Source organism: Moorena sp. SIO4G3 (assembly GCF_010692305.1).
GTDB lineage: Bacteria > Cyanobacteriota > Cyanobacteriia > Cyanobacteriales > Coleofasciculaceae > Moorena > Moorena producens_A.
In genome coordinates this window covers 1-20,558 of sequence record NZ_JAAHIG010000137.1, presented here as the reverse complement: position 1 = coordinate 20,558, position 20,558 = coordinate 1, and the positions used below count along the sequence as shown (strand labels likewise).

Genomic DNA, 20,558 nt, shown 5'->3' with positions numbered 1-20,558 from the left:
TGTCAAGTTGTCTTGAGTTCTGAACTCAAGCAGCTAATCCCCTATTACCCTTGGTAGGGTATAGTTTCTAGCTAACGAATCGCACCAACCGAAGCTTGACATGCATGACTATTCAGGTTTTTTACAAACTCAAACTCTTCCCTTAATTGAGTGTTGTATCGATAGAGTTCTTTCTTTCCTGTTCCACGATTGTCCATCCAGTACCGAAGTACCTTGTTACGGATAAAACGAGCCGTTCTAATGGCTTCATTTATTGCCAACTTTTGAGGCTCTTTGAGGACAGCCTTGAACTCCATAACCAACACTTAAAATCACCTCCTTGGTATTAATGCATTACTTGCTATTATAGTCGATATTCTAGGACGAAAGTTACCGAGCAGTTAGGGAATAAATTCCCTCAGAAGACGAAACCTTAGAATAGTGGAGCCTTTATGGTTGGCAGGCTATGCAGAAAAGGGTAAAAACTTATTGATTAAGGCTCCACTATTCTTACGGTAACTTTAAAGGGCTAACCCCATGGATAGAATCGGTGGGGCGTTGCGCCCTCAGGGTCTTCGGTCATCTATAGGCGCACATCTATCCTGCTACCAAAGTAAACCGGGACAAAATTCCGACCAAGCATAGCTCAATTGTCCAAAAGCTGAAGCCCTTGCTATATAAAGCTTCCCACCTTAAGTTGGTAGCCATCTATCCAATTGTAAAATAATAATAATATCAGAAAACGTTGCAGAACACAAGGGACTTTCCCTAACACCTAACACCTAATCATAGTAGCAACCAATATCTACATTTTCTAGTACCCCCAAAGCATCGGGAACCAGCACGGCGGCAGAAAAGTAAAGGGTGACGAGGTAGGAGGCGATCGCTTTGTGATCAATGCCCATCAACCGCACAGACACACCTGGAATCTCTTCATGTTCACCAATCAAACCTGTTTTACGCAGCCCTACCACCCCTTGCTGCGCTTCACCCACGCGCATCAGCAGAATATTGGATTTGCCTTTGGCATCCACGGCAAGTTTGTTACTGGCAATAATGGGAACTCCACGCCAGGTGATAAAGGGCGATCCAAACAGGTTAACTGTGGCTGGGGGAACCCCACGACGAGTGCATTCCCGACCAAAGGCAGCGATCGCCTTGGGGTGAGCCAAGAAAAAAGCAGGTTGTTTCCACACCTTAGCCAGGAGTTCATCGAAATCATCCGGGGTGGGGGGACCTGTGCGTGTTGAGAGTCGCATGGAAGGATCCGCCCTGTGGAGTAACCCAAAGGCTCGGTCTGGATCACCATTGCCATCGTTATTGACAATTTCCCATTCCTTGCGCTCCCTTAGCCCTTCAATAGTCAAGCGCAACTGCTCTTGCAACTGATCTCTGGCATTGCTGTAGAGGTCACTGACCCGGGTATGCACCCGCACAATCGTTTGAGCCACCCTTAAGGGATATTCCGGCGGATCATCGTCATAGTCAACAAAGGTTTGGGTGAGGGTGGGTTCCCCTTCGTGACAACTTAAGATGTCAATGTTCTTTTCTCCGTCATCGTTTGCGGCAAAACCCTCTAAAATCCTGACATCCCGTCGGTTGACACGGTAAGTCCCCCCTGACACTTCAACCCAAGGCAATAGCTGGAGCAACCAGCGTGGTGAAATGGCCCGCATTTGCAGCGGGGATTTCATGGTGCAGGCTAGTTTCTTGGCGGCCCGAACACTTAAACTCTGTTGTGGCTGCTCCGATGTGTAAACCATGGGATGGGTTCTCTTAAACGATTAGGGTTTTTATATTGAGTTTTAAGCTCGCAACGCATCTAATTTGTATAAACAACAATCATCAGTTTCTTGTGGGATGGGCGAGATGCCCATCCGAAACATACAAGTTAAATACGCAACAGCTTAAGATAACTGGTGTTTTGCTTTTTTAATTGCTGCGATCAGCTTATCTACTTCTCCAAAGGTATTGTAAAAAGCTAAGGAGGGGCGCACAGTGCTAGTCAACCCAAACCGTTTCAGGGTGGGTTGGGCGCAATGATGTCCAGCACGTACGGCAATGCCTTCACTATCCAAGAATTTCCCGATATCCTGTGAAGAAATATTCTTCAGGGTAAAGGACAACGTACTGACCTTACCCGGCGCTGTACCAATCTGGCGCAATCCTGGAATAGCTGCCATTGCCGCTGTGGCATAGGCCATCAATGCTTCTTCATGTTTAGCCGCTGCTTCAAAACCAATTTGATTGAGATAGTCAATGGCTGCCCCTAAACCTACGGCTGCCGCCAGGTTACCGGTACCTGCTTCAAATTTAGCTGGAATGTCGTTAAAGGTGGTTTTTTCAAAGGAAACAGACTCAATCATGTTGCCACCACCTTGCCAGGGGGGCATCTCTTTGAGTAAAGCTGCCTTGCCATAGAGAGCACCAATACCAGTGGGGCCAAAGAGCTTGTGACCGGAGAAAACATAAAAGTCAGCCCCGAGGTCTTGAACATTGGTTCGGAAATGGGGAACCGATTGAGCCCCATCGACCACCACCGTAGCACCATGGCGATGAGCCATAGCTGCCATAGTTTTGATGGGCAGCACTGTTCCCAACACATTGGAAACATGACTCAGGGCAACGATACGGGTGCGATCGCTGAGCAGTTTTTGATATTCCTCCAGTAGGATTTCCCCTTGATCACTAATAGGAGCAACCTTTAACACAGCTCCTTTCTCTTGGGCTAGCATCTGCCAGGGCACAATGTTAGAGTGGTGCTCTAAAGTAGTGAGCAAAATCTCATCCCCAGCTTTAACATGCTTGCGACCATAGGTTTGCGCCACCAGATTAATCCCTTCGGTCGTACCCCGTACAAAGACAATTTCCTTGGCTAAACTTGCGCCCAGAAACCGTTGAATTTTCTCCCGAGCGTCTTCGTAGGCATTGGTAGAGCGCGCCGCTAGGGTATGAGCCCCTCGGTGTACATTGGAATTATCCTGCTCGTAGAACTGGGATAGAGTATCGATCACGCTCTGGGGTTTTTGACTGGTGGCCGCATTATCCATCCAGATCAGTGGCTTGCCATGAACCTGCTGGTGCAGAATTGGGAAGTCTCGCCTTACCGCTTCCACATCAAAGCCATCCTGGGGCAGTTGCGAGGTTTGCTGATCAGTGGAAGGCTTTGATGAGCTTGACTCCGCCGGTTTTGAGTCTGGCAAAAAGTAAAACTTAGGTGTGCTTCCAGGGGGCAGGGGCACCGCTGCTGGAGGTTCGGTTAGAGACTGATGCAGATCTGCTTCACTCAGAGGAATGCGACCAACCCCTTCTTCTAAAATGGTCAGGAACTCGGCACCGGGTAGCATCTCAAGCTGGGGTAGAGCCTCGCTGGTGCTCCGTCCCCCAAGTTGTTTGAGGTTTTGGATTTCCCCTTCCCCTTGACCTTGTAGCTCACGGCTTTGGGTTTCTATTGCCCTTCCAATTTGTTCGGGACCCACCATGTTGTTACCTGCTGCTGACCCATCCGGTAGCGTAGAAGCATCAGAGCTCATGGTTGGAGACAGATTCGGCAAAAAGTAAAAATCGGGGGAACTTCCATCAAATAAAGACGCAGATTGGGAAGAAGCCGCTGTTTTACCCTGGATATCAGGAGAGGATTGTTGGCCTACTGCACCAGGTTGTTCGGGGTTTAACACCGTTTTAGCTTTTGGTTCAACCTCCGATCCTACCTGTTCAGGGTTCTGCAATACTGTATTGGTAGATCCTGCTGCTCCCATCTGGTCTGAGCCAAATTGAGGGGAAGCTGGAAGAGCAGGTTTGGTTGGCAGAACGGCTGCCATGCCTTGCTCAAACAGACGCTGTAATTCGGCTGAGTCGGGTAGGAACTCGCTGAGGCTGAGATCCCCCATCCCTGTCATGCCATTTTCACTGCTTGGAGATTGGCTGGGTACTTGACGCCCTGGCCGATTGGCTTCGGTAGCAGTGCTGGGTGCAGTTGTGCTTTTGGTTGCTGCCTCACTGGTTTGAGTCGGAGACAAGTTGGGGGTTTGTGCTGAGGAGATCTCAGGCATTGAGGCAGAGCCAGAGGTATCCCCCTGAGGCACTGGCGTTAATGGGGCAGATGTGGGTGTTTTTCCCTGGAAATCAGGAGATAGCTGACTAGTTCCAGCCATCTGGTCTGGGGTTGACCCGCTGGACAGCTGCTGTTGAGCTTCAGCTCCCAATAGGTCTAGGCTCTCCAGACCAGACATAAGTGGTTGAGCCTCAGAGATGATTGGGTCTATGATTTGGCCTAGACCCTGTAGGCTGGACAGCTGCTGTTGGGCATCAGACAGCAATTGCTCTGAACTTTGCCCACTATTGGTCTGCTGGGGTTGAGCCTCCGGTTGCTTGGGACTCTGGCTGCTGGATTGGGATTGAGCAGCCGCTACGGGTTGACTTAAACCCTGTCCAGTCAACATCTGTGGTATCATGCCAGCCATTGCCTGTGGTGAGGTTAGCGGTTCGGGTAGCTGGGCCAAGAGCTGATTCAATATTTGATCTAACATTTGGGGATCGGATAGATCCCCTCCGAAAGAACTTTCAAGGGGTTGACTGTTCTGAGGCGATGGGGAAAGATTTAAACCTTGTTGTTCAGTCATAATTATGGTAGGTCGTAATATCTACGTTCTCCAGAACGCCCAGGGCGTCGGGCACAAGGCAGGCTACGGAAAAATAGGTAGTAATCAGGTAAGTGGCAATCCCCTGGTCATTGATACCCATTAAGCGCACGGACACCCCCGGCACTTGTTCTCCAGACACGCCAGTTTTGTGTAGACCCACCACCCCTTGGGCGGCTTCGCCAACTCGCATCAGCAGAATATTGGTTTTGCCCTCGTTTACCTTCAACTTATTACTCGGAACTACCGGAACCCCTCGCCAGGTGATATAGGGTGAACCAAATAGTTGAACGGTTGCAGGAGGAACACCCCGGAGCGTACATTCTCGACCAAAGGCAGCGATCGCTTGGGGGTGAGCTAAGAAAAATGCTGGCTGTTTCCAGACCTTTGCCAATAGTTCATCAAAGTCATCCGGTGTGGGTGGCCCAGTACGAGTGGAGATGCGCATAGATGGATCTGCGGCATGGAGTAAGCCATAGGCTTTGTCGGGATCACCATCACCATCATGGTTAATAATGTCCTTTTCCTTACGTTCCATCAATCCTTCAACGGTGAGGCGCAACTGCTCTCGCACCTGATCCGTGACATTGCTGTAGAGATCACCGACTCGGGTATGAACCTTCAAGATTGTCTGGGCAATACTCAAAGGATACTCCCGAGGTTCATCGTCGTAGTCAACAAAGGTTTGGGTGACGCTGGGTTCGCCTTCGTGACCACTTAATATTTCAATGTTCTTTTCCCCATCATCGTTCGTGGGCATCTCTTCTGTAACTCTGATATCTCGGCGGTTCACCCGGTAAGTACCACCTGAAACCTCAACCCAAGGTAGAAGCTTGAGGAGTAAACGTGGGGTCTTCCCCCGCATTTGGGGCGCTGTTTTAGTCGTCGTCGCTAAATTACGCGCTGTTTGAGTACTTAAGCTTTGTTGCGGTTGGTCTGATGTATAAACCATCTCTTAAATCCAAGCAGTACATTAATTTTATTCACCTGGATTAATATACTATTATGCTGAGGCGGACAGCAATTTAGAATAAACAAATCTTTTATCTTGTTAGGTAATCGGTAATATTTCTTAATTAACCATGGCTTATTGTGCTTGTTGACAAGGGATTTTCCAAATTATATAGTGTTTATTGAATTACCAAAACACTATATAATGAAATATTGCACAACTACAAAAAACTTAATAACGGCAGTGATAACAATCAATTTCAGTACTTAAATAGTCAAATATTATCACTTTTACCTGTTCGCCGTTCCCTGTTCCCTAGTTTGACAGGTAAATTTTTAACTTGGTGCAATATCTAAGTATACTCAGCTCTTGCACCTGATCAGACAAAAATAAAAACCTAGCTCATTTAACCAATGCATAAGTATATCTAACCAGGGCTATTTCATGGTGGAAAATGCGCTCTTTGTTTATCTAGTCCAAACTGGCACCATCTTTGTGCCTAAGCTATATTTGAAAAGTAATCAGAAGGATAGATATTTAGAGCAAAGTTACGAGCAACGGCAAAGATTTGAGGTAACTGATGCATCCAAATACGTGAAGCATTTAACCAACAAGCAGCATTTTCGACCTTGCTTGTCAGTCAATATAATATAAGGCATCGTGCCGGTTTTGTGTGAAAGACTTTGTGCAAAATTTATCCCACACTCACAGTTGGCCGTAGGCCATGGGTGGTCGATCACGCTTGCAGATTTGGGGCTTTTTTTCCTGGAAGCTAAAAGCTGATCAGGTCATCGAGAATCCTAAGTAACTTGATTTCACTATAACCCATCAGCCCTCTTAGGGAGTGAGGAAAGTGCGATGTTGAGTTTGCGATCGCATCAGGGTTTGTATACACTTCTAAAAAGTGTCACATAGTCTAGCAATATCTCAAACTATTTGGTATACTGAAGGGAGGTTAGTGAACAGCAAAAGAAAATGTCGCAGAGTCTACCAAAAACTCTTATTATTTGTTATACTTAAGTTAGGGTAACACCGACAGGGATTATTATGTAACTTAAATTAAAGCCGAAAACCAAGGGTTTAATAGTTGCGCTCTCTATCCCGGTGGAACCAACTTTGTTGACATTTTTATGGCGCTCGCGGGATATTCCGTCAGAGAAGCGCGGAGATACCCCCTGGATGTGAAAGCATCTTGCCTTGGCGGACCAAAGTCTATCTTGGTAGACTTTGGTAGCTAAAAAGTATCGGAAAAGATCACAAACCCATAAGTGACATACTCCTACACTGAACTCAAAGAGTCAGTTTAGGCTTCTTGCCAACTACACCCAGCGGTATCGACTTTCGCCGACGCTGCGCAAACGGATACAAGGCTTTTGACCACGCGGGGCGCGTTCGCCAAGCTTTATTAACGACACGGTCAGAAGTTACCCCAAGAAGAGTGGAGCCTTTATGGTTAGCAGGCTATGCATAAAAGAGGTGCGACCCGTGGCGAATTTAATTCTTAATGCGGAAAGCGCACCTTTGGTTAAAACTTTATGATTAAGGCGATCCTCTTCTAAGGTTTCCTCTCCGGGATTCCCCTCCGTGCCGGAACAATACAAAAATTCGATTTTTTCCCTAGTAAATAGCTGACGAACCAGCATTTAAGGCCTTTGGCCACGCTTCGTGAACGGCTTTGTTTATCAGTAGATATAATATAGCAATTCCATACATACTCTGTGCAAAATTCATCCCACACCTAATGCCCAGCATAGGTGTGGGATGAATTTTGCCGGACAGCTAATCAATAAGCATCCTGTAATTCATAGAAGTCCGGTGATATATAATCCTTCCGCAAAGGCCAACCCACCCAATCTTCTGGCATCAAAATCCGCTTCAGGTTAGGGTGCCCTTCAAAAACTATACCGAACATATCGTAGGTTTCCCGCTCCTGCCAATCAGCAGCTTTCCAAATCCAGTACACCGAGGGAACCTTAGGATTATCTCGCGGTAGGAAGACTTTTACACGCACTTCCTCAGGGTGATCAGTATTATCACTCACTTTAATCAAGTGGTAAAAGCTCACCAAGTCTGCCCCAGGACCAAAATCATAGCCTCCTTGACATTGGAGGTAGTTAAACCCATAGGCATACAGAGCAGTAGCAATGGGAAGCAAGACATCTGGTTCAACTTTGAGTACCTCAACGCCTAGGTGATCCAACTCCATGAACTCATGCTCAAAACCGTTTTCCTTGAGCCATCCCGAGACTTTTCCCGCTTCAACTATCTCAGAGGATTGTGTGGTTTGCTCTACGGGTTTTGACTCTTCAGCCACGCTCTACCTCCTGCTTTTGATAGGATTTGAGTGCTGGTGGTACTGCCATTCCCATCCCCTCGGTCAACTCTTTGGGGGGAGTATAGCGCTCGTCAGATTGCAGGTACTTACCAGTCAAAATCTCTGGTACCACTTTCATGTTGTGAGTGGTGCTGTAGTAACGGTGAGTTTGCTTGAGCTGACCACGCTCCTGAATCGACTCGTTAGCCACCTTTTTGCGCAGCTTGACAATAGCATCCATGATTGCTTCTGGACGAGGGGGACACCCAGGTATATAGACATCCACTGGAATCAATTTATCTACACCACGGACTGCTGTTGGAGAATCAACGCTAAACATGCCGCCAGTAATGGTACAAGCTCCCATGGCAATCACGTACTTCGGCTCTGGCATCTGCTCATAAAGACGAACCAGTGCTGGTCCCATTTTCATGGTGATGGTACCCGCTGTGATAATTAAATCTGCTTGCCTGGGGCTAGAACGAGGAACTAAACCAAAACGGTCAAAGTCAAACCGCGACCCAATCATTGCCGCAAATTCAATGAAGCAACAAGCGGTACCATACAACATCGGCCAGAGGCTGGAAAGCCGCGCCCAGTTGTAAAGGTCGTCTACTGTAGTTAAGATTACATTTTCCGATAGGTCTTGAGTGATTTGGGTTCGCTCAATCGGGTTAAGAATTTTGTTTGTTTGCTGCTGTTCTATAGCAGCACTATCCGTTTTAACATTAGAGTTCATGACCATTCCAAGGCTCCTTTGCGCCAAGCGTAAACCAGAGCAACCACAAGAATTGCAATAAAAATTAGGGCTTCCACAAATGCCAGTAATCCCAGGCGATTGAAGGCGACAGCCCAGGGATAGAGGAATACAGTTTCAACATCGAAAATCACGAACACCAGGGCGAACATATAGTAACGAATGTTGAACTGAATCCAAGCACCCCCCACTGGTTCCATACCAGATTCATAGGTGGTGCGCCGCTCTGGCTCCCGATGGCTAGGTCGCAAAAGCTTGGAAGCCGACAGGGCTAGTAGGGGAACTAAGCTGCAAGCTAGTATGAAGCCTAAGAGATACTCGTAACCGCTAAGAACAAACACAATTGGTCAGTGCCAGGTAAAAACTGGCGTTAGTACTTCTTTACAAACTTTATTATAGGTGGTCTGCCCCTTTGAACGGTCCTCAGGGGTCAGTGGTTGGTTCTCAAAAGCCAATGACTACCATAGACTTCAAGGTTGCTCGTAGTTGATTGTACTCCCTCTCCCTAGAAGACCCTACTCTTTCAAGGGTTCATCAAAAATCGGGTCAGGCATCTCAGAGAAACTCCTGAGCTTAAATCGAAAGTTAAGAAAATCTGACACTTAGTGTGTGATAATATTTTTTAACATAGTTATTAAGATTTGCTGCTTAAGCTTACAGAGCGATGACTGAACGAGCCCCAGAGCAAACCCTAGCTGAACAGGCACCCAGCAGCTATGAATGCCGTGCTTGTGGCTATGTTTACGATCCGACCAAGGGAGATAGTAATCGCAATGTTCCAGCTGGGACATTATATAAGGATTTGCCAGATGATTGGCGCTGTCCAGTGTGCAGCGCTCCGAAAATTCAGTTTATTAATATTGGTGCTGTTAATGCCCCGTCTGGATTTCAGGAGAATCTTACCTATGGCTTCGGTGTTAACCGCATGACACCAGCACAAAAGAACCTTTTAATTTTTGCCGCTTTAGGATTAGGCTTTTTGTTTTTTCTGAGCCTTTACGGTTTGAACTGAAATCAGGGCAGTTGGCTTGTATGCGTGAACGTGAGCAACTGCTGGCATCACCAAAGCTTAGATCTAGAAGCCATCGCCCTTGGTGGGGTCTGAAAACCTACGGAGAACGCTGCCATACTCAAAAAGTTCTGGAAATAATGAGATATTTGATGAAAACGCTGAAACAAATTTTAATATTACTGGCGGTGGCATTAATTTGTGTCAGCTGCAAATTTCCTTCATCCATAAGCTATAATCCTTGGGCGGTTATTTCCTTACCTACAGAAGCGACCATGCAAGACCTTGGCTTTACCGGGGATCTTAGTCATGGATGGATTGTGGGTAGCTATGCCACAATTTTTGAGACTAAGGATGGGGGTAATACATGGCAACAGAAAGGCTTGGATCTAGGAGATGAAAATTATCGCTTCTCCTCTGTAAGCTTTGCTGGTGATGAGGGGTGGATTGTTGGTCAACCCTCGATCATGCTTCATACTAATGATGGGGGTGAATCTTGGTCTCGCATTCTCTTAAGTGAAAAGTTACCAGGTTCACCCAACAGAATCCTGGCTCTCGGACCCAACTCAGCAGAGATGACCACTGATGTTGGCGCAATTTATCAGACTAAGGATGCTGGTAAAACCTGGAAGGCACAGGTAGCACAAGCGGTCGGAGTCACCCGTAATATTTCCCGCTCTGAAGATGGTAGTTACGTTGCTGTGTCTGCTAGAGGGAACTTTTACTCCACTTGGGATCCAGGTCAGAGTGCTTGGTTACAGCATAATCGTTACAGTTCCAAGCGTCTCCAGAATATGGGGTTTACCCCCGATGGTCGTCTGTGGATTCTTGCCCGGGGTGGTCAGGTACAATTTAGCACTCCCGAAAACCTAGAAGAGTGGGAAGAACCAATTTATCCAGATTTTTCCAACAGCTTGGGATTACTTGACTTAGCCTATCGCACACCCAATGAAATTTGGGTAGCAGGTGGCAGTGGTAATTTGCTTTGTAGCTTTGATGGTGGAGAAACCTGGCAAAAAGACCGGGATCTTAGGGATGTTCCCTCGAATTTTTACAAAATAGTCTTTGTAACACCAGAACAGGGGTTTGTCATTGGTCAGAAAGGGATTTTACTCAAGTATGAGCCGCCTACCCAGGAAGCTTAAGGATTGGAAATCCCTATGATCGATGCCAGTCAGTTTCGTTTTATCTTTCAACATCGAAGATGTAGAAAAAAACGGCACTTAGAACTATTATAGTTATGGAATTTTAAACGGTTGTTGGTAGGAGGAATCTACGATGGCAGGTACAACTGGAGAACGTCCGTTTGGTGACATTATTACCAGCGTTCGTTACTGGGTGATTCACAGTGTTACTATCCCAGCCCTATTTATCGCTGGTTGGCTTTTTGTGAGCACTGGTCTGGCTTACGATGCGTTTGGCACACCCCGTCCTAATGAATACTTTACTCAAGAGCGGATGGAACTACCAATCGTTTCCGACCGCTACAATGCTAAACAGCAAGTTGAAGAATTTGCTCCATAAGGTTTTTTAGATAAAGGCAGACAATCATGACTAGCAGTAATCCCAATCAACCAGTTTCGTATCCGATTTTCACGGTTAGATGGTTAGCGGTTCATACCCTAGCCGTTCCTTCAGTCTTTTTCTTAGGCGCGATCGCAGCCATGCAATTTATTCAACGATAGGAGAAGCAATTATGGAGCGGAATTCCAATCCCAATAGACAGCCGGTTGAACTCAATCGGACGTCTCTTTACTTAGGTCTATTACTGATTTTTGTGCTTGGTATTCTGTTTTCCAGTTATTTCTTTAATTAACTGATTTAACAGATTCGCCTAAATCCCCATCTTGGAGACGGCTCGGATGTAAACTGGAAAAGACTCTTAGTTAATTCCCTGGTAATTTCCGGTTAATCGCTAATTTCCTAGCTAAGATGCACCGCGATAGACATTTTTCCTAAGTTGTTTAGGTTATGGCACCTACGAATGAACGCTATTTCGTAGCCCTGTCACTAGTAGTTAAGTTAAGGGAAAAGTGCTGCTAGCTCAACAAGCCTTTACAATATTGTCTTGATGCAAAGCGCGAGTGGGGGAAACCACGCCAGTTGCTCATGGGGGGAACCCCCAAGACCGCACTGGCTCCCCTGTTCCGAAGCTGCATCCCTGCCGTTCGCGGAAGCAGGAAGAAGTCTGGCAAAGATTACTCCTGATAGGAGTTGCACAAAATCTAAGCCACGAGGGAGGCTTTTCAACGAAATTACTAGTTATTAAGCCTTCTATCGTTAACTACATGTAAGAAAAAAAACTTGATTTAAAATTGGAGGTATAAGCTGTGTCTGGAGGGGGAAGAATTCCTTTATGGATAGTTGCCACTATCGCTGGTACTGGTGTCCTCGTAGTGGTTGGTCTTTTCTTCTATGGTGCCTATGTGGGAGTTGGTTCTTCCATGTAAGGTTGACCGATTTCTCTGATTAACAGGAACCTGTAATTTATCACCAACTATAATTCCCTGATTTAGTTGGTGATAGGTTTCCATTATAACAAGGTTTTGAAACCTAAAAAATCCTTGAAAGGCTTAAAGCCAATAGGGTTTTATGCCTTTGGCTGTGGGCTAGCTACAGGTGCAACCCGTAGTGAATTTTATGCTTAATGGGTTAAGCGCACCTAATAATTCACGCGGTTTTAACCCGTGATGATGTCAATGGTAGATCCGACCATAATCTCTGATATGGTTGTGACTAATTTGCCTCTTGTTTCAATAGGATAATCGCTGGTTTAACATGAGCTGGCGGTATTTTTTTTGGTCATTAGTTGCTAAGACAGCCTGCCGGATATAGGAGTCTGTTGAGAGGTTTAAAGCCAATTTAAAACAGCTTAAATTTTTATCTAATCGAGGGGGTCTGGGGCAGCGATAAGACCCGCGCTATATCCGATCTTGTTAGCGCCGGGATACATTGGCCTCACAGGGGTAGGTTTTTTTCATTAGGGTCAAACATGGGGCGACCCAGAGGGAGAAGAAAAGGAAAACAACGAAAAAGCGGTGCAGCAAGGGAACAGGGGGTTTCCCCCATGAGCGACTGCATCAAGACAATGATGATTTTTAGCGATGCAGCAAGGGAACAGGGGGTTTCCCCCATGAGCGACTGCATCAAGACAACGACAAATTAAGTACATTTTCTTATCCCCCACACCCCACACCCCACACCCCACACCCCACACCTCACGTCTTTGTTAAAAACCTACCCTTATGAGGATACATGGGCTCCCCTAGGTTAATTGAGGGGATGTCACCAAATGTTGACCAGCTGATTTGGCAACATCAGTAATAATAAAGCCCCAACTTCCAATAAACAAAGAAGACCAACTATCCCAGCTAACGGTTTTCCTGCCAAACCCGTTATCCAAATTGGTCCACTGCCTGTGTAAGCAATTAATTCAGCTGAGTCCAAGCAAGTTAAACCCCAAATCCAACCAGCATGTAGTCCCCATGCTAAACCCAGACTGCCTCCATCCACCCAACGGGCTAGGACTAATACCATTCCCATTAGCCATAATCCTGGTAACTGAGGGATAGTATCTTTTTGTTCCCAAACTAGGTGTAATAGGGCAAAAACCCCACTAGAGATGGCTGCTCCTACCCCGATAGAATAGTCCTGCTTTAGTTGATTCACTAAGAAGCCACGAAAGACTAACTCTTCTGTAAGCCCAATCCACAGACCTAATAACATCACTGGCAGTAATATCGGTAGCAAACGCTGCCAATTTTCAGAATTCCAGCGCACCCAGCCTAGTGATAATTGCCCAGTAAATACTATGATTAAGCTGAAAATACCTACTCCTAGTCCCAATCCTAAAGACCCTAAAACGCTTAATTTCCACTCCAATCCGTAATCGGAGAAAGGCACCCCCTCTAGTTGAGAAGCTCCCCATAAAATTAGGGGAGCAATTAGGTAAAGTGCTGCGAGTAGTGGTAACTTTTGGCCTGGTGCTAAAGGCTGATTTGGACGCCACTTTAAAACCATAGCTATAGGGAGAGCTAAGGGCAGCCACAAAACTACCCAAGCTAGGAAAAAAGTTCCTAGCTTCAAAATAGTAGTTGACGTCATTAATGACACAAACGACCCATTAGTTGCCTGATCAAGAATAGCCATTGGCGAGATTTGCAAATTGCTATCAAATTACTATCAAATTACTATAAGGTCTCAACTACACTACCATAAGCGGCTGCTTTTTTCCTATGCCAAGTTCCCTAACGACAGAGTAAATCGGGCTGGTTAATAATAGCCTGGTTTACCGACTCCTCAGGTAGTAGAAAGAAGATTTTTGTTTATACAGGTGCGACAATAACCACGGGAATTTAATTCTTAATGGTAAGAGCGCACCTATAATGGTTTTCACAAAGCAAAGTAGAGCCAAACTCTGCCCCAGGGTTTGGATTTAAGCTCCAGGTTCTGGTGTGCCGGAAACGAAACCTTAGTAGAGGGTCGCCTTAGTTAATAAGTTTTGACCCTTTTTCTCATAGCCAGTCCCCTGTAAAGGCGACCCTCTACTTACGGTAACTTCAAACCCCACCGTACCTTTTTTAGAATGGCAGACAATCAACTTTAATAAAATATCTACCTTATTCGTTTCATAGACTCCCAGATCGTTAGACGAAACCGAGGTGCACGTATCATGCTTTTAACAGGTTTTTACGTTGTCTATTTATATTCAGGCAAGTTGGTTGTCTGACTTCCTATTATATAGGACAGCGCTAGTTTAGGAATTACCGACAACAGAATAAAACAATATCCATTGACGAATAAATTCGTCAAGCAAGCTTATATCCCCCGGATCAATCACGGGGGCTTTAGCCATCACGTCGCCAATAAATTCTTCAAAGCTCACGTCCCCAAAGAATCTTCATGGGGAGGCGTTGCTCGCCCCACACTGTCGTTTTTCATCCCCGCTCCCTTAGAGACGGGGGTTTCAAACTCGCAGGATTTTCTGTAAGAATGATTACTTCTTTGCGGTGCGACCCCGCGCTTTGAAAAAGCGCTAGGGAACACGCACTAAGAGGTGGCTTTCTTTGCTTTGTGAGTAGATACCTCTTCAGATTCAAAATCGCCATCCACCTGCTTAAGATGGATATGCTTGTAGCCTAGTTTAATTTCAAACTCATCACCAGGCTCTAATCCCATGGACTGAGTGTAGGTTGAACCAATAACAATTTGACCATTCTTATGGACACTCACACGATAAGTCGGTTCACGCCCCCGACCATCTTTTGTGCCTTCTGGATCCAGGGGAACACCCTTGGCTGCTAAAACCGCATCATAAAAATCTGTTAAATTGACGCGGGTCTGGTCAGTTTTAGTTATGGTGTAATAGCCGCAACGCTTGGCTGTCTCTCGGCGAGGCAAGTGTGATAGCTCTTTTACTTTTTGAAGTAATGCTTTACCAGTTAGGGGAGTAGTTGAAATCTCTGGCATAATCTCACGAGATATCCTTTAAACTTCAGAGTGGTCAAGATCATTAATAGCCAAACTTTGGCTCTATTAAAAATATATCGTTAAATCTATCTCAGTTGACAAGATATTTTGGATCATTTGTTTAAATCTTTACGTATTTCAATACTAACAGATCAGACAATCCCTGCCTAACCCTATAGGGGCAGTAATATGATAACTATGAAAATAATCCAGGAAACATACCAATAGGATTGCACTCTTACACCAGAAGTCAACTAGCGAGGGGTCTTGCTTCCCTAGGGAGTAGTGAAACAAGTATGGCCTAATTATCAAGAGTAACTACTTACCTCAACCCTAGTCGTGTTGGTCATATCATCCCTTAACCTTACCGATTATCCTTGTATATGTTGGAATACTCAAGAGCTTAGTTTTATGCAAGTTGATTTTCAAATCATTCGACAGACTCAAAACACTGCTCCACTACTCCAGACTTATAGGCTAGATGTCGAGAAAGGAAACACGATTCTGGAATGCTTGAATCGTATTAAGTGGGAACAAGATGGTACTTTAGCTTTTCGCAAAAATTGTCGCAACACGATTTGTGGTAGCTGTGGCATACGAATCAATGGTCGTTCGGCTTTGGCCTGTAAGGAAAATGTGGGCAATGAATTGGGGAAGCAACAGCTCCCAGATCAGTCTAAAATTCCGGAGATTACTATAGCACCTCTGGGTAATATGCCAATAATCAAGGATTTAGTCGTTGAGATGAGCAGCTTCTGGGATAACTTAGAAGCTGTTGATCCCTACGTCAGCACTGCTGCTAGGAAGATTCCCGAACGGGAATTTTTACAGAGTCCTGAACAGCGATCGCTTTTGGCTCAGGCAGGTAATTGTATCATGTGTGGTGCCTGTTATTCTGAGTGTAATGCCAAAGAAGTTAATCAAGATTTTGTCGGTCCTCATGCCTTGGCTAAAGCACAGCGTCTGGTGGTAGATTCTCGTGATAATACCACAGAAAATCGTTTGGAGAAATATAACGAAGCAATAAAAGGAGTCTGGGGTTGTACCCGCTGTATGATGTGTAATGCGGTTTGCCCGATGGGTGTGGCTCCTATGGATCAAATTGGTAAGATTAAACAGCATATTCTTGAAGCCATTGATGACCAAGAGAGTCGTCCAATCCGCCACCGCAAAGTCCTAATTGATTTAGTCAAAGAGGGAGGTTGGATTGATGAGCGTAAGTTTGGCTTGCAGGTGGTTGGTAACTCATTTCGAGATATCCAAGGTTTGGCGAGCCTAGGACCACTGGGATTACGAATGCTAGTTCGAGGTAAGTTTCCCTTGAGCTTTTCTCCATCAGCAGGAACATCACAAGTGCGATCGCTAATTGAATCGGTAAAAAATTTGGAGTCTGAAGGATCTGATCAGTCATGAGTTCTGAAACACCCAATAAGAGTGAATCATCTGAGGAGTCTTTTAAGCAACCATTACCAGCTTTTGGTTGGAATCCCTATGCTGAGCAAATCAACGGCAGGTTTGCGATGGTTGCCTTAGTTTGTATCCTGTTACTGGAATTGCTCACTGGTCAAGGTTTGTTGACTTGGCTGGGTCTACTCTAAGGAATTTCCAACTACTATATAATGATCCCGAGCTTGAGATTTCTTTGCTCTTACAATCACGATTGTTGACGGTTGACCGTTGAACGCGCACCCGTGGCCTAAAGGCCAAGGTTGACGGTTTACTACCTCTGTTGGGATTTCCTCTTTGCCCTGACCAGCCAATTGTTGCGGCTACACAAATGTAGAGACCTAGCATGCTAGGTCTCTACAAGGCTCTGGGCAATGAATTAAATAAATTAATTAAGCTAATTAAACTGGAGTATTGCACCTGGATTGGCTATCAGTTGTGTTAATTAGATAGATGTTGGACGCCTGCTATACGAAAGTAGGCATTCTACAGATAAGTCTACAGATTCAAGCTGTCTTACCGTTGGGGAAAGAGCTATGGGGCTTTGGATTTGCTATCTGGCCATGACTTCCTGCTTGGGGAAGGTCTTGCTTAGCCATAGCTTCACTGATGTATAGTTCCTGCCTCGGCAGTGGGATCACAATTCCCTCTTGTTCAAATCTTTCTTTTATAATTCGGCTGATGTCACAATAGGCTGTCCAGTAATCCTCTTTCTTAGTATATGCCATAAACCAAATGTTAACAGCATATTCAGCCAATTCCCCAGTGTCGATCCAAGGACCAGGGTCTTCCAATACTAAGGGATGAGAGTTGGCAATCTCCTTAAGAACTTGGAGGGCTTGAGTAATACTATTGCTGTAGCTGATCCTTACAGTAAGAAACATAGCGCGGACGGAGCTACTGGTTTCGTTGGCAATAACATTACCCCAGATTGAGTTGTTCGGCACGATAATGATTTTATTTTCCAAAGTATTGATGGTGGTGCAAACTAAGTTGACATCCTTAACCGTACCTTTTACCCCAGCGACTTCAATCATATCGCCCACGTCGAAGGGTTTATAGAGCAAGATCATTAACCCATTGGCAAAGTTACCGAGGGTATTTTGGAAAGCAAACGCTACCACAAAACCAGCAGCTCCAATCATGGCCATTAGTGGACCAATACTGACCTCTAAAGCAGTGATACCTAAAAGAATACCCACCAAAAATAATCCTTGACGGGTTATCCTAACTACGAACTGACGGAGCATAGCTGACATATTCGGGAACATCCACAAAGATTTCTCGAGGACTTTCCCTAAAATCAGAGAGAGGATGCTAAAGCCAGCAACAATTCCTAAAAATTTGCCAATGTTATTCGCCCAGCGCAGACCTCCTTCTTTAGACTGGAGCCAGCCGACGATGGTAATCCAAGTTCCTTCAGTGTCGGTGACGTCAACCTTAATCCCACTGATGGCATCGATGTATTTGTTGTACAACTGAACATCACCGCCTTTAGTTTCCAGCTCTTCAAGTACGACCTCAAAGCGATCGCTTAAAGCAGTGCGTTCCTCTCGCAGTGTAGTCATGTTGACCAGAACTTGCTTTTTAACTTCGGTCTTGGCCTCGACCGCTTCTTCTAGGTTTTGTTTGGCTTTGTCAATTCCCTGTTGAGTCTTTTTCTGCTGTTGTTCATCAGTAACGATTTTGTTGCTAATTGTCCCAATCTTTTCTTGAACCTTAGCAACATCCTGGTTTGAGGTTTTGGCTTTATCTTTCTGCTGTTCAGTACCTTCAACTGCTTTATCAATCGCCCCTTGCAAGGTTTTATCTTGCTTGGTCTTTTCCTCTTCTTTGACTGCTTCTTCTACTGACTCCTGAGCTTTTTCGAGAGCTTCCTGTGCCTCTTCAGCAGCTTTTAAAGCTTTAAGACGATCCTTAGCCGATCCCTTAGTCTCTATTTTTTCCTTAGTATCTGTCGCTTCCTCAAGAGCATCTTTGGCATCTTCTAGGGCATCAACAGCTTCTTTAGTTTGTTGAAGCTCTCGATTTTTGCGCTTTACAGCAATTTCCGCATCGCTAAGTTCTTTAACTTTAGTTTTAAGCAAGAACATCCACGCCTCAGCTTCACCATCCAGCTCATCCTTAGTCAAAGGCTTGAGCATTAGCTCTAGCTCCTCAATCGGAATAGTTGGATCGTCAGTGGTAACGGCTTTCTCTAAGATTAAATTAGTAGTCTGTTTCGCTTGGACCGGTAACCACCATACCCCAACCATTAAGAGACTGCCAAATAAAATGCTAATTTTCTTTTGTCGGTAACGAATCATTGGTTTTTCGTGTTAATAAGACGTTAATAAAGATGTAACCTGTATAGTTTGCTTCACTGCTGAGTGTTAACCAATGAAGATGTAACCTGTATAATTTGCTTCACTGTTGAGTCTTAACCGTTGACTGTCAACAGTTGCTCCCCCCATTACCCCCGAAGATCGGCAGAGCTGTTTCATTTTCGATTTAGACTGAGGGGGGGCAGAGTAGCAGAGCAGCGGAGCCGAATTGTCCGCAAATATTCGGTTTTGACAGAATTTATCCCTTTCTAATTCTCTCTATCTAACTAAGAAATGAAGAAGCCGGGGGTAGTCAACACTCAATAGTCAACAAGGTATAGATACCCTTTTATTGGTTCAAATCGAGCCATGTCCTTATTGTTGCCCAATATTTTCCACCAATAAACATCTTGAACAAAAATTTTGCAAAATCTTTGCTGAATACTGACTCCGCTTTTATCACATCTTTATTTCCCTAGCTGATAATTAATTATTCATGGCTGCCATCATCCATAGCTTATTTATCGGTAATGGTATATTTACCAGCCGCATTTAGTATAATTCGCTTCTTTTAAACTCGGTAAAACCCTTTATTTTTGATGTTTATTGGTTACATGAGTTTTAATTATGTAACCAATAAAACAGGCAATATTTAGTAGGAATTAATTGGTTAAAAATCTTAGAATAAATGGATAAATACTATCCTAAATATCCTATTAATTCCAATTATAAATTTAATTAATATATATATATATTTAATGAATAACATTAGTTTTAGTAGTTACGACGGTTTTCATAACTATCAGGTGCACAGAGTTTTTTTTTACTGCTCCCTGCTCCCTGCTCCCTGCTCCCTGCTCCCCCTATTACCTATTACCCATTACCCAGATTTAGTACAAATGTTCTGCATAAGTGACATGCTCCCCTCCCTGCTCCCTGCTCCCTATTTTATGTTAAAAAAATATAATATTTTTAGTTTATCGGAGAAAATAAATTGACAATAATATCCGTGGCGAAGTAATATCATTTTGGTTTGATCAGAAACAAACATTCAGAGATCAGTTAGGTGATGAAAATCTTAAAAGTTATCAAAAACGGCATGAACTTCAAATTCGCCCAAGCGTTGAAAGTGCTGTGCGCTTTGTTGGTAGCGGCACAACTGTTTTTAACTAGCGCCCCCCCTGCGATCGCACAGGGAATTGGCCCTTGTGTGATCAGTCCCCCATCAAGCTGTATTCTTATGGACAATCCCTGTGGCAATCCTGTCTCTTGCACGTGCCCGGATGGATATTCCTATGATGGATCCGCCGGCAAGTGCATCATCGAAGACATGTCTATGGCAGATGGCCATGGAGAACTTGTTTTGAACAGGTGTGTATTCCCACCCATCAGGAGTGTTTGCTTTCAAAACCTCAATAGTTGTGGCAATTCGAGCTTTTGCCAGTGTCCTGAGGGGACCGAATACAATCAGTTACTTGGGTCCTGCGAAATACTCTTTTGATACTAGAACCTGACTCTGTCAGTAATTCTGTCAAGTTCCAGGTGATCACAAGTTAGCTCAGAGCATAATTAACAGTAGAGGGTTTACTTCTAGAAGTAAACCCTCTACTGAATAGATTTAGCTAGTTTTGTCAAAATTATTGATTAATTAAGTCCGTAGTTGTTAATTAAACTAAAAAGCCTATTACA

Annotated in this window: 21 protein-coding genes and 1 pseudogene; 10 read left to right on the top strand and 12 right to left on the bottom strand. The window is 44.8% G+C overall.

The genetic code is table 11. The annotated features are described in order from the left end of the window. Window positions 1-86: 86 nt before the first annotated feature. The 7 genes and pseudogenes from F6J99_RS22630 to ndhC form a co-directional block, all read right to left on the bottom strand. Window positions 87-296 (bottom strand): annotated as a pseudogene (locus tag F6J99_RS22630) (RNA-guided endonuclease TnpB family protein); the annotation flags it as partial. A gap of 465 nt (window positions 297-761) precedes the next feature. Further along, window positions 762-1,742 (bottom strand): family 2B encapsulin nanocompartment shell protein, encoded by a 981-nt coding sequence (locus F6J99_RS22625; protein WP_293115519.1) that lies wholly within the window; start codon window positions 1,740-1,742, stop codon window positions 762-764. Between the two features lie 144 nt (window positions 1,743-1,886). Then, window positions 1,887-3,116, bottom strand: coding sequence for a cysteine desulfurase (locus F6J99_RS22620; RefSeq protein ID WP_293115523.1), 1,230 nt, complete (start codon window positions 3,114-3,116; stop codon window positions 1,887-1,889). Between the two features lie 1,477 nt (window positions 3,117-4,593). Next, window positions 4,594-5,571 carry a family 2A encapsulin nanocompartment shell protein gene (locus F6J99_RS22615; protein ID WP_293115517.1) on the bottom strand — a complete coding sequence of 326 codons (978 nt, stop codon included), beginning with the start codon at window positions 5,569-5,571 and terminating at the stop codon, window positions 4,594-4,596. A 1,783-nt stretch (window positions 5,572-7,354) separates the two neighbouring features. Beyond that, a complete protein-coding gene (locus F6J99_RS22610) occupies window positions 7,355-7,885 on the bottom strand; it encodes an NAD(P)H-quinone oxidoreductase subunit J (protein ID WP_293115515.1) in 531 nt (176 codons plus the stop codon). After that, the gene (gene ndhK, locus F6J99_RS22605) at window positions 7,878-8,624 is read right to left on the bottom strand and encodes a photosynthetic/respiratory NAD(P)H-quinone oxidoreductase subunit K (protein ID WP_293115521.1); all 747 of its coding nucleotides are present in this window, start codon (window positions 8,622-8,624) and stop codon (window positions 7,878-7,880) included. Before ndhK ends, F6J99_RS22610 begins: the two co-directional genes overlap by 8 nt. After that, window positions 8,621-8,983, bottom strand: a complete 363-nt coding sequence (gene ndhC, locus F6J99_RS22600; protein ID WP_070391734.1) for a photosynthetic/respiratory NAD(P)H-quinone oxidoreductase subunit C — start codon at window positions 8,981-8,983, stop codon at window positions 8,621-8,623. The genes ndhK and ndhC overlap by 4 nt, the downstream gene beginning before the upstream one ends. Window positions 8,984-9,306: 323 nt before the next feature. On the opposite strand from ndhC, the gene F6J99_RS22595 reads away from it, so the two are divergent. The 7 genes from F6J99_RS22595 (at window position 9,307) to F6J99_RS22565 (ending at window position 12,101) form a co-directional block, all read left to right on the top strand. Then, complete coding sequence (locus tag F6J99_RS22595; protein ID WP_070391735.1) at window positions 9,307-9,654, top strand: rubredoxin; 348 nt, start codon at window positions 9,307-9,309, stop codon at window positions 9,652-9,654. A 149-nt stretch (window positions 9,655-9,803) separates the two neighbouring features. Beyond that, window positions 9,804-10,796 (top strand): photosynthesis system II assembly factor Ycf48, encoded by a 993-nt coding sequence (locus F6J99_RS22590; protein WP_229424273.1) that lies wholly within the window; start codon window positions 9,804-9,806, stop codon window positions 10,794-10,796. Between the two features lie 133 nt (window positions 10,797-10,929). After that, entirely contained in the window at window positions 10,930-11,175 is a 246-nt protein-coding gene (psbE, locus tag F6J99_RS22585; RefSeq protein WP_070391736.1) for a cytochrome b559 subunit alpha, read from the top strand. Window positions 11,176-11,201: 26 nt separating this feature from the next. Next, window positions 11,202-11,336 (top strand): cytochrome b559 subunit beta, encoded by a 135-nt coding sequence (gene psbF, locus F6J99_RS22580; protein WP_075897540.1) that lies wholly within the window; start codon window positions 11,202-11,204, stop codon window positions 11,334-11,336. Window positions 11,337-11,347: 11 nt separating this feature from the next. Continuing rightward, a complete protein-coding gene (locus F6J99_RS22575; RefSeq protein WP_071986819.1) occupies window positions 11,348-11,467 on the top strand; it encodes a photosystem II reaction center protein L in 120 nt (39 codons plus the stop codon). A 268-nt stretch (window positions 11,468-11,735) separates the two neighbouring features. Continuing rightward, the gene (locus F6J99_RS22570; protein ID WP_293115513.1) at window positions 11,736-11,945 is read left to right on the top strand and encodes a hypothetical protein; all 210 of its coding nucleotides are present in this window, start codon (window positions 11,736-11,738) and stop codon (window positions 11,943-11,945) included. A 36-nt stretch (window positions 11,946-11,981) separates the two neighbouring features. Continuing rightward, window positions 11,982-12,101 carry a photosystem II reaction center protein J gene (locus tag F6J99_RS22565; protein WP_071986820.1) on the top strand — a complete coding sequence of 40 codons (120 nt, stop codon included), beginning with the start codon at window positions 11,982-11,984 and terminating at the stop codon, window positions 12,099-12,101. A 508-nt stretch (window positions 12,102-12,609) separates the two neighbouring features. On the opposite strand, the gene F6J99_RS22560 is transcribed toward F6J99_RS22565, so the two are convergent. The 4 genes from F6J99_RS22560 to F6J99_RS22545 all read right to left on the bottom strand — a co-directional run bounded on the left by F6J99_RS22560 (window position 12,610) and on the right by F6J99_RS22545 (window position 15,120). Then, window positions 12,610-12,786 (bottom strand): hypothetical protein, encoded by a 177-nt coding sequence (locus F6J99_RS22560; RefSeq protein ID WP_293115511.1) that lies wholly within the window; start codon window positions 12,784-12,786, stop codon window positions 12,610-12,612. A 150-nt stretch (window positions 12,787-12,936) separates the two neighbouring features. Beyond that, window positions 12,937-13,800, bottom strand: a complete 864-nt coding sequence (locus F6J99_RS22555; RefSeq protein WP_293115509.1) for a type II CAAX endopeptidase family protein — start codon at window positions 13,798-13,800, stop codon at window positions 12,937-12,939. A 607-nt stretch (window positions 13,801-14,407) separates the two neighbouring features. Next, window positions 14,408-14,536 (bottom strand): hypothetical protein, encoded by a 129-nt coding sequence (locus F6J99_RS22550; RefSeq protein WP_293115507.1) that lies wholly within the window; start codon window positions 14,534-14,536, stop codon window positions 14,408-14,410. A gap of 164 nt (window positions 14,537-14,700) precedes the next feature. Next, on the bottom strand, window positions 14,701-15,120 hold the full coding sequence (locus F6J99_RS22545; protein WP_293115505.1) for an AbrB family transcriptional regulator: 420 nt from the start codon (window positions 15,118-15,120) through the stop codon (window positions 14,701-14,703). A gap of 411 nt (window positions 15,121-15,531) precedes the next feature. On the opposite strand from F6J99_RS22545, the gene F6J99_RS22540 reads away from it, so the two are divergent. Then, a complete protein-coding gene (locus tag F6J99_RS22540) occupies window positions 15,532-16,533 on the top strand; it encodes a succinate dehydrogenase/fumarate reductase iron-sulfur subunit (protein ID WP_293115503.1) in 1,002 nt (333 codons plus the stop codon). Then, entirely contained in the window at window positions 16,530-16,718 is a 189-nt protein-coding gene (locus F6J99_RS22535) for a chlorophyll a/b-binding protein (RefSeq protein ID WP_070391741.1), read from the top strand. The genes F6J99_RS22540 and F6J99_RS22535 overlap by 4 nt, the downstream gene beginning before the upstream one ends. 354 nt (window positions 16,719-17,072) lie before the next feature. Here F6J99_RS22535 and F6J99_RS22530 read toward each other — a convergent pair whose 3' ends face one another. Further along, window positions 17,073-18,872 (bottom strand): mechanosensitive ion channel domain-containing protein, encoded by a 1,800-nt coding sequence (locus F6J99_RS22530; protein WP_293115501.1) that lies wholly within the window; start codon window positions 18,870-18,872, stop codon window positions 17,073-17,075. A gap of 755 nt (window positions 18,873-19,627) precedes the next feature. On the opposite strand from F6J99_RS22530, the gene F6J99_RS22525 reads away from it, so the two are divergent. Continuing rightward, window positions 19,628-19,867, top strand: coding sequence for a hypothetical protein (locus F6J99_RS22525; RefSeq protein ID WP_293115499.1), 240 nt, complete (start codon window positions 19,628-19,630; stop codon window positions 19,865-19,867). Window positions 19,868-20,558: the final 691 nt, after the last annotated feature.

What these genes read in the sequence shown, in the direction of transcription:
- F6J99_RS22595 (WP_070391735.1), top strand. Translation starts at nt 9,307, where the DNA reads ATGACTGAACGAGCCCCAGAGCAAACCCTAGCTGAACAGGCACCCAGC.
- F6J99_RS22555 (WP_293115509.1), bottom strand. Translation starts at nt 13,800, where the DNA reads ATGGCTATTCTTGATCAGGCAACTAATGGGTCGTTTGTGTCATTAATG.
- F6J99_RS22545 (WP_293115505.1), bottom strand. Translation starts at nt 15,120, where the DNA reads ATGCCAGAGATTTCAACTACTCCCCTAACTGGTAAAGCATTACTTCAA.
- F6J99_RS22615 (WP_293115517.1), bottom strand. Translation starts at nt 5,571, where the DNA reads ATGGTTTATACATCAGACCAACCGCAACAAAGCTTAAGTACTCAAACA.
- psbE (WP_070391736.1), top strand. Translation starts at nt 10,930, where the DNA reads ATGGCAGGTACAACTGGAGAACGTCCGTTTGGTGACATTATTACCAGC.
- F6J99_RS22575 (WP_071986819.1), top strand. Translation starts at nt 11,348, where the DNA reads ATGGAGCGGAATTCCAATCCCAATAGACAGCCGGTTGAACTCAATCGG.
- F6J99_RS22525 (WP_293115499.1), top strand. Translation starts at nt 19,628, where the DNA reads ATGAATAACATTAGTTTTAGTAGTTACGACGGTTTTCATAACTATCAG.
- ndhK (WP_293115521.1), bottom strand. Translation starts at nt 8,624, where the DNA reads ATGAACTCTAATGTTAAAACGGATAGTGCTGCTATAGAACAGCAGCAA.
- F6J99_RS22540 (WP_293115503.1), top strand. Translation starts at nt 15,532, where the DNA reads ATGCAAGTTGATTTTCAAATCATTCGACAGACTCAAAACACTGCTCCA.
- F6J99_RS22560 (WP_293115511.1), bottom strand. Translation starts at nt 12,786, where the DNA reads ATGGGGGAAACCCCCTGTTCCCTTGCTGCATCGCTAAAAATCATCATT.
- F6J99_RS22590 (WP_229424273.1), top strand. Translation starts at nt 9,804, where the DNA reads ATGAAAACGCTGAAACAAATTTTAATATTACTGGCGGTGGCATTAATT.
- F6J99_RS22535 (WP_070391741.1), top strand. Translation starts at nt 16,530, where the DNA reads ATGAGTTCTGAAACACCCAATAAGAGTGAATCATCTGAGGAGTCTTTT.
- psbF (WP_075897540.1), top strand. Translation starts at nt 11,202, where the DNA reads ATGACTAGCAGTAATCCCAATCAACCAGTTTCGTATCCGATTTTCACG.
- F6J99_RS22625 (WP_293115519.1), bottom strand. Translation starts at nt 1,742, where the DNA reads ATGGTTTACACATCGGAGCAGCCACAACAGAGTTTAAGTGTTCGGGCC.
- F6J99_RS22530 (WP_293115501.1), bottom strand. Translation starts at nt 18,872, where the DNA reads ATGATTCGTTACCGACAAAAGAAAATTAGCATTTTATTTGGCAGTCTC.